The organism is Cohnella sp. GCM10012308 (genome assembly GCF_042649185.1).
Classification (GTDB): Bacteria; Bacillota; Bacilli; order Paenibacillales; family Paenibacillaceae; genus Cohnella.
Window position 1 is genome coordinate 86,466 of record NZ_JBHRYU010000036.1, and the last position, 10,103, is coordinate 96,568.

A 10,103-nucleotide genomic window follows, 5' to 3' on the forward strand; every position below is an offset into this window, starting at 1 on the left:
ATGTGGGAAGCCCGCTCGAGATGGCTGCTCGTCGCTTCATTGTCCGTATCGGCATTCGTGGCGGCGCAGATGGCGATGTTCGTGCTCAAGGTCGTATTCCGGATCAGGCTGCCGTTCGTGCTGTTCGACTACTGCGTCGCTTGGTTCCGGTACATAGGATTTCCGATATCGATGCCCTTGATGAGCGCGGTGTTCGTCTCGTCGCTGGCCGTCTGCGTCAGGCAGCTCGTCCGTGAGGCGGCGTTCGCCCGGCGATTCGGCTGCATGCTGCGGCGGACTGCGGATGCCCGCATGTCCAGGCGATATGCGCGCCGGTTCGGGTTCGGCCGGCGGCAGCTGACGATCATTCGATCGGACGCGCCCGTCGCGATGACCGTCGGCTTCGTCCGGCCGCGAATCGTGCTGTCCACGGGCCTGCTCGGAATGCTGAGTCCCGCCGAGATCGCGGCGGTCGTCGCGCACGAGCGGCATCATCTGAGGCGGCGCGATCCGCTCGCGCTGTTCGCGCTGTCGCTGAGCCGCACTGCGCTGTGGTACGTTCCGCTGCTCGGCTGGGCGGAGGACAAGTACAAGACGGCGATCGAAGTGCTGGCGGACCGCCATGCTATCGCGTCGTCGAGCGGCGGCGCCCGAGAATTGGGCAGCGCGCTGCTGAAGCTGCTGCGGCAGGGCGGAGCCGCCGAGATGCCGGCAGCGAGCGCGTCCTTCGCGGACGCGTCCGTCAACGTGCGCATCCGTCTTTTGCTGGATCCCCAGTACAAGCCCTCCTGGAGACCGCCGCTCTCCGCGACGTTGCTGTCGTTTGCGGTGCTGGTGCTTATGGTGGCATTAGGTTGAGACACGGATATCCCGGGCCTGCCGGCCCGTTTTTTATAGACATCAACACTACGATATATAGTGTTATAAAGGGAGCGAGTCTAATGGATTATTTATGGAACAACAAGCACTTTATTTTGACGCATTTTCCGATCGTGCTGCTAATCTTCGGCTTCTTGTTCGACCTGGCCGGCCTGATCTGGAAAAAACGGGAATGGAACAATGCCGGGCTCGTCTGCCTCATCGCGGGCACGCTTGGCGCAATCGCATCCGTGCTGACAGGGCCGGAGTCGCCGAATCCGAGCGTGGGCGAGCACGAAATGTACGGCAAATTGACGATGTTCCTCGCGATCGCGATCAGCGTCGTGCGTCTTTCGCTGCTGTGGGCTAAAAAGAAGGATTATGGCAGCCATCCGATCTTCCTCGTCGCCGCGCTGGCTGCGGCCGTGCTGGTCGGCTATACCGGACACCTCGGGGGCGAGATGGTGCATCGCGCGCCCGGCGACTTTCCAGGCGGCGGGTTCGGCGGACCCGGCATGCAGCAAGGCGGGCAGATGGGACAAGGCGGACAAGGCGGACAAATGGGCCAGGGAGGCCAGGGCGGTCAGGGCGGCGACAACGGCGGACAAGCGCCCGGAGCGAGCTCCGCGGCAGCGAATCCATAATCGAACCTTGAAGGGGCTAATCGGCTGAAAAGGACTTCCTTTTCCTAGGACAAGGCAGCCGCGCCGACGATTGCGCAACGGCCGACTCCACGATCGCGTATACTAGGCATAGAGGAGGGATCGCCATGCGCAGCGTCAAATCGGCCAGAGACTCGTGCCGTCGAGGTTTGGTCTATGTCGTGCTCCTGGCCGTTATCGGGATCGATCAATTGTCCAAGATCGCGGTCCGTAACGCGTTGCCTGTAGGAGACAGCCATTTATTCTGGCCAGGCGTTCTACGGTTCACCCATATCGAGAATACAGGGGCGGCAGGCGGCTCGTTCGAAGGCTGGGGCAGAATTTTTATCCCGGTCGCCATTGCCGTCGTCATCTGGGTCGTCTATGCGCAGCGCAAGGGCAAGCTAAGCAATCCCTGGCTTGCGGCTGGCGCGGGGTTCTTCGCGGGCGGCGCCGTCGGCAATGCGATCGATCGGCTGCTGTTCGCGCGGGTGACGGACTTTCTGGAGTGGACGGGAGGCCGAGGCATCATGAACCTGGCGGATCTTGCGATCAACGTCGGGGTATTGCTGGGGATCGTCGGCATGCTGCTGGATGCGCGGGCAGCCAAGAAAAATCCGGAGCCCGATATCGGCGAACCGCGAGGATGTTAAGGCCATCATAACAAAAGAAGCTTCTCGACCGCAGTTACGCGGCCGGGAAGCTTCTTTAATTCATGCCGTTATTGCGCCGTGCCGCCATCCGGTTTGGCGAACGTATGCGTCTTGGTCCAGTGCGCGCCGCTGTCTTGCGACACGTACAGGACGGACGGATTCTCCGCATCCGTAAGAATCCAGAATACGTGCTTGGCGTCCGCGGCCGCAATCAGCTGCTTGCCGTAGCCTGGCAGCTGCGTCTTGTCGTTCACCCACGTTTTGCCGCCGTCCGTCGTATAGCCAAGCGTATTGGAATTGTCGCAAGCCTGGCACTGGCCGCCGAGGAAGGCTGTCTTCGTGTCGACCACGTACAGCGTGCCCGGCGAGTTGCCTTCATTGGACGGCACGCCTTTGTCGTCCATTTTAAATCCGGGAGCAGGTCCGGCGCCCGCTGTGCTGTTGGCGACGACCGGCTGCCAGTTCTTGCCGTCGTCCGCGGTGTGGAACAGCGAATACGAGGTTTGCGTCATGCCCGAACCGCCAATGAGCTCGATCCAGGCGTCGTTTTTGCCGGCGGAGCGGATGACCGCGCCGTTTAGATCCCCGTCCCAAGCTTTCGAGTAGACGGATGTCCACGTTTTTCCGCCGTCCTGCGTGCGGAGGAAGCTGAACTTTTGCCCGGCGTTCTGAGTGACGGCCCAGCCATTGCTGCGGTCATGGAAATAAACGTTGCCGACTTGGCCTTTCGGAACGGAGAGTTCCTGCCACGATTTGCCGCCGTCCCGGGTCGTCCATGCGCCGCTGAACGCTTCTTTTTCATTAACAAAATGGAAAAAGTCGTAGCTCGGCACATTACCCGCGTCGCTCCAGTTTTTGCCGCCGTCCGTCGACTTTACGAGCTTCACGGCTTTGGAGTCGCCGATGTCGAGCGTAGCCCAGGCTTGCTGGTCATTCAGCGCGAAAATCTGCAGGATCTCGTAATCGTGCTTGTACTGCGTATGCCAGGTTTTGCCGCCGTCGTCGGTTCTGGCGATCCAGCCTTTTCCGCCCGTCCAGCCGATCTTGGTGCCTGCCATGCGAAAAGCTGTCGGCATGCCCAGGGCCGACTGCACGGACTCCGACGCTGCCGCGGACGGCTTGGCGGTCGATGACGCGCTCGGAGCGGGCGAAGCCGTCTCGGCGGGAATTGCGGAAGGGGAAGCGGCCGTCGTTTCGGAGGCCGAAGCCGTCGGGGACGTCGTGCTTGCATTGTCGGATGCCGGGACGGTTGCAGATACAGACGCCGTTGCACCGCCGGAGGACGCTGCGCCGTCGCTCTGGTTGCATGCGGCGAGCGGCACCGCGAGCAAGGTTGAGGCCAGCAGGAAGCTGAGCCATTTGATTTTCGGCATGGCGATTCATCTCCGTTTCTTCATGATGGTAGTAGTTTAACCTTCATGAAGTTAGACGAACCGCGGGGAAGGGAAGTTGCCGGTCGAATGACCGGGGCGGAAAAATGAAGATGCAGAATGGAATGAAGCGGGGGCGGCGGGTAAAATGAAAGGGAGCGTTACAGGGAGAAATAACACATATAAGAATGGAGGCGTCGAGATGGAGAAGGAACGCGACTTGCCTGAACGGCTGTCCAAGCCTGCCCTGCGCGCGCTGGCCGGCGCAGGCATCGAACGGCTCGACCAGCTCGCGGACTGGCGGGCGGAGGACATCCTCAAGCTGCACGGCATGGGCCGCAAGGGGATCGATACGCTGGAGCAAGCGCTCGCGGCGAAGGGGGTGTCGTTTAAAAAGGCGGAGGCTTGACGCGTAATAGGCCAGCTCGCGGTGCCCCGGGCGGAACGCCTGCACTACGAGAGGCGATGCCGACTGCACGCGGTGTCCGGGGCGGATCGCCTGCACTACGAGAGGCGATGCCGAATGCACGCGGTGTCCGGGGCGGATCGCCTGCACTACGAGAGGCGATGCCGCCTGCACGCGGTGTCCGGGGCGGATCGCCTGCACTACGAGAGGCGATGCCGCCTGGACGCGGTGTACGGGGCGGATCGCCTGCACTACGAGAGGCGATGCCGCCTGGACGCGGTTCCGGGGCGGATCGCCTGCACTGCGAGAGGCGATGCCGCCTGCACGCGGTGTCCGGGGCGGATCGCCTGCACTACGAGAGACGATGCCGCCTGGACGCGGTGTACGGGGCGGATCGCCTGCACTGCGAGAGACGATGCCGCCTGGACGCGCGGTGTCCGGGGCGGATTGCCTGCACGCGGTGTACGGGGCGGAACGCCTGCACTACGAGAGGCGATGCCGCCTGGACGCGATGTCCGGGGCGGATCGCCTGCACTGCGAGAGGCGATGCCGCCTGGACGCGGTGTCCGGGGCGGATCGCCTGCACTGCGAGAGGCGATGCCGCCTGGACGCGGTGTACGGGGCGGATCGCCTGCACTACGAGAGGCGATGCCGCCTGGACGCGGTGTCCGGGGCGGATCGCCTGCACTGCGAGAGGCGATGCCGCCCCGTACACCGCCAACGGACTTAATCCAACAGCCGCAGCTCCCGCGCGCGGCTGAGCGCTTGGGTCCGCGAAGAGACGCCCAGTTTGGCGTAAACGCGGCTCAGGTAAACTTTGACCGTGCCCTCGGTCAATTGAAGCTTCGCAGCCGACTCGCGGTTCGTCGCCCCTCGATCGAGCTCCTGCAGCAGCGCCAGCTCCTTGTCCGTGAGCGGCTCGATCAGCCGATCGCCGTCGTACTCGCCCGTAAAAGCCGATGCGCCTGCCGCTTCGAGTTCCGCTTGCAGCTTGGCGATGAGGCCGCCCACATATGCCGCCTCCACGCCGCCGTCGGCTCCATCGCCTGCCAGCGCCTTTTCGCCGTCGGGAACGGCAAGCAGCCGCTTTGCGCGATAAGCCTGCAGCAGCGTCAGCATGGGCTTGCCTTCGCCGGTAAAGCTGCGCACATATCCGTTTGCGGCGCCCGCGGCGAGCGCCTCGTGCAAACGATCGAGCGCCGCCTCGCGCCGTCCGCGCTGCCACTCGAGCAGCGCGCGAAGGACGGTCGCGTCCACCGTCGTAATGAGGCTGCGTTCGCGGACGCCCAACTCCGCGAGGCCTTCCAGCAGCCTCAGCGCTTCCTTTTCCTTGCGCCGCGCGCCTAACAAACGGGCGAGCGTCATATATTCCGTCTCTTTATAGAGTGCGGGAGCGTCGGCCGCGCCGACGCCGGTCCGCCTCAGGAGACGCTCGGCGCCGGCCAGATCGCCATCGGCAAGCGCAAAGCGAGCTTCATACGCGGCCAGCGGCATTTCCCAGTGCGATTCGCCCCAATCGCGGGTTGTCTCCGCCGTCGCTTGCAGCAGGGCTCTGGCTTCCGCGGCGTGTCCTCCGGCCTGCATGAGTTTGGCCATCGTGATGCGGCAGGGAACGTACAAGCCGGCGCACCGCTTGTGGTAGGTGATCGTCTCGACCTCCTTGAGCAGCGAATCCGCCTCGGGCAGCCGGTCCCATTCGAAGTAGCCTTCAGCCACCGATTGAACCACGTATTGCGAAAACAACGACTGCTTCCAGCCATGGGCGTTCATGATGTCGACCATCCGCAGCGCGATGACGTTCGTATTCGGCGGGATGGCGCCGTTCAGGCCGAACAGCGTGCGCCTGACGAGCGGCTCGCTCTTGTTGTAGTTCAAATTGTAGAACAACGGGCTTTCCGGCAGCATATCCGGAATGCGGTCCGCGTATTTCAGCCATTGATCGTAGTCCCCGGTAGAGAACGCATAGTTGACTTTGACGAAAAACAGGCCGCTCTGCAATTGTTCGCGCCGCCCGTCGTCCGGCAGCGCCTGAATGTCCCGCTCGAGCGAGATCAGCGCAGCCTCCGCGGCAGGGAATTGGCCGGTGACGATGAGCGCGAATGCGCGAAGCAAATGAAGCTCGGCCGGCAGAGACGCAGGCGGGATGGCATGCATCCAGCGCAGCAGCGTCGAGAATTCGCCGCGACCGAGCACGGTGTAAAGCTGGCGCTGCAGCAGCTCGGCCGCCAGCTCGTCGTTGCCCCCTTGGATGCTCTGCTCCATCGCTTCATCGTGGAGTCCGAGCTCGCCTAGGCGCAGCGCGGCGACGCGGGAGAGCAGCTTTGCGCGCGCAGGGTCTTCCCGGAGCAGCTGACCTTTTAACGCATCGCGGAAAATATGATGGTACCTGAACCAGACGCCGCCGTCGTCCAGCGGCACGAGAAACAGGTTGCGCCTGCGGAGCTCGCCCAGCATACGGCTCCCGTCGTCGCGGCCGGTAAGGGCGTCGCACGTGCCGGAATCGAACCGCTCGGGCACGGACGTGTCGAGCAGAAACCGCCGCAATTCGTCGGGCAGACGCGACAGCACCTCCTCTGCCAGGTATGTCATGATGCCGTCATGTCCGCCCGCAGCTTGTCCGCTAAGAAGATCCAGAGACCGGGCGTCTTTACCCTCTAGCGATACGGATACCAGTTGGACGATCGCCGCCCAGCCTTCCGTCCAGGCGAAGATCCGGTCGACCTGCTCGGTCGTCAAGCTGAGTTTGGCCGTATGCTCGCAGAAACGGCGTGTCTCTTCGGCCGTAAAGGTCAATTCGCTGCCGGCGATCTCGGTGCTTTGACCCCGCGCGCGCCACTTCGCCGCTTGGACAGGCGGCTGCGTGCGGCTCGCGATGATCAGATGCGCGTCTTCGGGCAAATGATCGATAAAATACGCAAGACTGTCGTGGATCCGATCGTCTTGAATGGCGTGGTAGTCGTCCAGCGCGATCTCCAGCGAATGCCCGGTCCGCAAGGAAAAATCGTCGATTTCCCGCAGGAGCATATCCATCATCGTCTCGCGCGAGACGTTCGGATGCGCATCCAGAAGAGGGAGGGCTCGCTCGGGGAGCTCTGCGATCACGGCGCCGATCGCTTGAATGAAATAACGCCAGAACTTGGCCGGGTCATTGTCCGTGTCGTCCAGCGACAACCATGCTGCGGGGGCAGCGCGTTCCGTCAAAAATTGGGCCAGCAGCGTCGTTTTGCCGAAGCCGGCGGGGGCAACGAGCGCTGTCAGCCTGCCGCCCACGGCATGGTTCAACCGGTCGAGCAGTCTCGTACGGACGACTCCGTCACGGCGAACGGGAGGGATGCGTATTTTTGTTCGCAGGATGATATCGGAAGGCAAGCTTCTTACCTCGATTCGGCATGTTGAGTGTCAAACGTATACTACGCTAATAAAAAGGTATTCGGCGCGCGCGCGGCAATTTCCTTTTGACAGATGCTGTCGAAAGTTAACGAAAGTAAATCGATTCTCTCCCGCTTCCCTGGTAGGATAGGCTCCAGACAAAGCATGCAAGGAGAGGATGATCGGAAGTGGCATGGGGAAAAGGAGTCAGGCTGTCTGCGTGCGCGCTTGCGCTGTCCATGCTGGGAGCGGACTGGGGGGGCGCCGCATCGGCGGCGGGGATCTCCGGGCACTGGGCGGAGGACACGCTTAACGACTGGGTAAACAAGGGATGGCTGGCGGGCACCGGGAACGGCGGCTTGCAGCCGGATCAGCCGGTCACGCGCGCCGAGTTCGCGACGCTGGCCGTACGTGCCTTCGAGCTTCAAGCGGGCGGCGGAGGCGCCGGGAAATATAGCGACGTCCGCGAAGGGAGCTGGTATGCGGGGGCGATCTACGCGGCTGCCGGTGCCGGCATCTTGTCGGGCTACCCCGACGGTACGATTCGTCCGTCCAGAAGCGTGACGCGGGAAGAAGCGGCGGTCGTGCTCGCCAAGCTTGACGGACTCGCAGAGACGGGAGAGGTCGGATCGGCATTCTCGGACGCTGCGGAGATCCGGCCATGGAGCAAAGCCTCCGTCGGAGCCGCCGTGTATTCAAAGCTGCTCGGCGGCTATCCGGACGGTACGTTCCGGCCGGCCAAGGCGATGACCCGCGCGGAGGCCGTCGTTGCGCTGGACAAGGCATGGACGCTGCGAGAACGGACGCGCACGACCGTATACGACAAGGCCGGCGTCTACGGACCGGCCGAGGGCACGCAGGAGATCGCCGGCAGCGTATCGATCAAGGCGCCGGGCGTGACGCTGCGCAATACGGTCGTCCGCGGCGATCTGACGATCGGCGCCGAGGTGGGCGAGGGGGATGCGCGGCTTGAAGGCGTGACCGTAGCGGGCACGCTGAACGTTGCCGGCGGCGGCGAGCACAGCGTGCACTTGTCCGACGCCAAGCTCGGACAGGTCGTCGTGAACAAGCTCGGCGGCAAGCTGCGCCTCGTGCTGGAGGGCGCCACTTCTGTCGCGCGGCTCGACTTCCGCACGGAAGGGTTGCTCATCGTGCCGTCCGGCTCGACCGTAGGCAGCTTGAACGCATACGCGATCATCTTCGTCACCGGCTCCGGTCAGATCGGCAGCGCCCGTCTGTTCGTCTCGGGCTCTTCGTTCGAGCATGCGCCAGGCAGTCTGGAGCGCGAAGCCGGCGTATTGCTGCAAGGTGAGACAGGCGTAACCGGCGGCACTTCTGCGCCAGGCGGCTCGACGCCAACCCCGGCACCGACTCCAGCGCCGAGCCCTTCGCCAAGCGCGGAGCCGAGCCCGTCGCCAAGTGCGGAGCCGAGCCCGTCGCCAAGTGCGGAGCCGAGCCCGTCGCCAAGCGCGGAGCCGAGCCCGTCGCCAAGTGCGGAGCCGAGCCCGTCGCCAAGCGCGGAGCCGAGCCCGTCGCCGAGCGCGGAGCCGAGCCCTTCGCCAAGCGCGGAGCCGACCCCGTCGCCAAGCGCGGAGCCGAGCCCGTCGCCAAGCGCGGAGCCGAGCCCGTCGCCGAGCGCGGAGCCGACGCCTACGCCCGGACCGGTCATTAACGGCGTCAAAGACGGAAACACCTATACGGCCGCGGTTACGCCGGAACTTGGCGCTGGAGCGGATATCGAGTCTCTCGAACTGACCAAGGACGGCGAACCGATAGCCGACTATGAACTAGGCAGCGAGCTGTACGAGAGCGGCGCCTACGTGCTAACAGCCAAGAACGCGGCGGGCGGCGAGACCGTAATTCGCTTCAAGCTCTCGGCGGATGTCAGATTAACCGTTTCCGATTACGACTACACGAAGTTCGAAGGCGCGTTGCAGGTTAGCGTGCATATCGACAACCAAGGCCTTGACCTCCGGAATGCCGTCAACGGCATCGAGCTGACGCTTCCGAATTATGACGGGGACCAGCTTGAAGTGGATTACGAGTACCCCGGCGTATCCGATTGGTTCTACCTGGAGAGAATCGCGGGAACCGACCGGTTCGTCGGTCATTATCCGCAGGATCCCTATTCGCTTCCGCCCGGCATTCAATTCGACATCAGCTACACCGTCTATATCGATCCGTCGACCGTAGACCGGGATTTGCTGTTAAAAGCCTGGATCTCCGACGCGGAGGCCCAATCCGAAGAGGACGCGCTGTTCAAGCTGAATCCCGCGCTCATTTCGCTTGAGCTCGATTCTTTAGGACAGATCTCCGACTTGGCCGTCGACGTCAATCAGCCGCACGATGCAACGACGGTAACCTTACAATTCACCGAGCCCGTCGAAGCGACCTACTATTTAATCGAGTACCAAGACGGGGTTATGTTCAAGGACTACTTTACGTTCTATGTGGGAGAAATGGATTCCGGCACCGACCGCGTTACGCTCAAAGGCCTTACGCCGGGCTTGAATTATAAGTTCCGCCTCGTTGTCAGTGACGGCTATAACAAGGGAAGATCCAACGTCGTAGAATACACGACGCCTGACCTTCCGCCGCTTGAGCCCAGCGAGTAAGAAAAGGGGTTTCTGGACAGGTAAGCGCGCTTTCCGAGCGCTGGAGCGTGCCGGATGTTTGGCGGATCGAAAAAACCTGCATATTAAGTCAATTTCATAATTCAAACCCCTTGCTACGACTGACTTTTTTGGCGCACAAAAGAGGAGTACCTCCCCACATTCTCGAAATTAAGGTTAGCCAACCAAAACGAGAGAGAAAGGAAGTACTCCTA

General features: G+C 62.7%; 8 protein-coding genes. 5 read left to right on the top strand and 3 right to left on the bottom strand.

Features of this window, described 5'->3' with window-relative positions:
* The 3 genes from ACFOTD_RS28745 (at window position 1) to lspA (ending at window position 2,131) form a co-directional block, all read left to right on the top strand.
* Entirely contained in the window at window positions 1-837 is an 837-nt protein-coding gene (locus ACFOTD_RS28745; protein WP_378123398.1) for a M56 family metallopeptidase, read from the top strand.
* 83 nt (window positions 838-920) lie between these two features.
* Entirely contained in the window at window positions 921-1,481 is a 561-nt protein-coding gene (locus ACFOTD_RS28750) for a DUF2231 domain-containing protein (RefSeq protein ID WP_378123399.1), read from the top strand.
* A gap of 125 nt (window positions 1,482-1,606) precedes the next feature.
* On the top strand, window positions 1,607-2,131 hold the full coding sequence (lspA, locus tag ACFOTD_RS28755) for a signal peptidase II (protein ID WP_378123400.1): 525 nt from the start codon (window positions 1,607-1,609) through the stop codon (window positions 2,129-2,131).
* Between the two features lie 68 nt (window positions 2,132-2,199).
* Here lspA and ACFOTD_RS28760 read toward each other — a convergent pair whose 3' ends face one another.
* Window positions 2,200-3,504 carry a YCF48-related protein gene (locus tag ACFOTD_RS28760; protein ID WP_378123401.1) on the bottom strand — a complete coding sequence of 435 codons (1,305 nt, stop codon included), beginning with the start codon at window positions 3,502-3,504 and terminating at the stop codon, window positions 2,200-2,202.
* A gap of 199 nt (window positions 3,505-3,703) precedes the next feature.
* On the opposite strand from ACFOTD_RS28760, the gene ACFOTD_RS28765 reads away from it, so the two are divergent.
* Window positions 3,704-3,910: a helix-hairpin-helix domain-containing protein gene (locus ACFOTD_RS28765; RefSeq protein WP_378123402.1), complete on the top strand. Its 207-nt coding sequence runs from the start codon at window positions 3,704-3,706 to the stop codon at window positions 3,908-3,910.
* Between the two features lie 349 nt (window positions 3,911-4,259).
* Here ACFOTD_RS28765 and ACFOTD_RS28770 read toward each other — a convergent pair whose 3' ends face one another.
* Entirely contained in the window at window positions 4,260-4,628 is a 369-nt protein-coding gene (locus ACFOTD_RS28770; protein ID WP_378123403.1) for a hypothetical protein, read from the bottom strand.
* A gap of 5 nt (window positions 4,629-4,633) precedes the next feature.
* Window positions 4,634-7,189: a winged helix-turn-helix domain-containing protein gene (locus tag ACFOTD_RS28775; RefSeq protein ID WP_378123404.1), complete on the bottom strand. Its 2,556-nt coding sequence runs from the start codon at window positions 7,187-7,189 to the stop codon at window positions 4,634-4,636.
* 275 nt (window positions 7,190-7,464) lie between these two features.
* On the opposite strand from ACFOTD_RS28775, the gene ACFOTD_RS28780 reads away from it, so the two are divergent.
* Window positions 7,465-9,891: an S-layer homology domain-containing protein gene (locus ACFOTD_RS28780; RefSeq protein ID WP_378123405.1), complete on the top strand. Its 2,427-nt coding sequence runs from the start codon at window positions 7,465-7,467 to the stop codon at window positions 9,889-9,891.
* Window positions 9,892-10,103 lie beyond the last annotated feature (212 nt).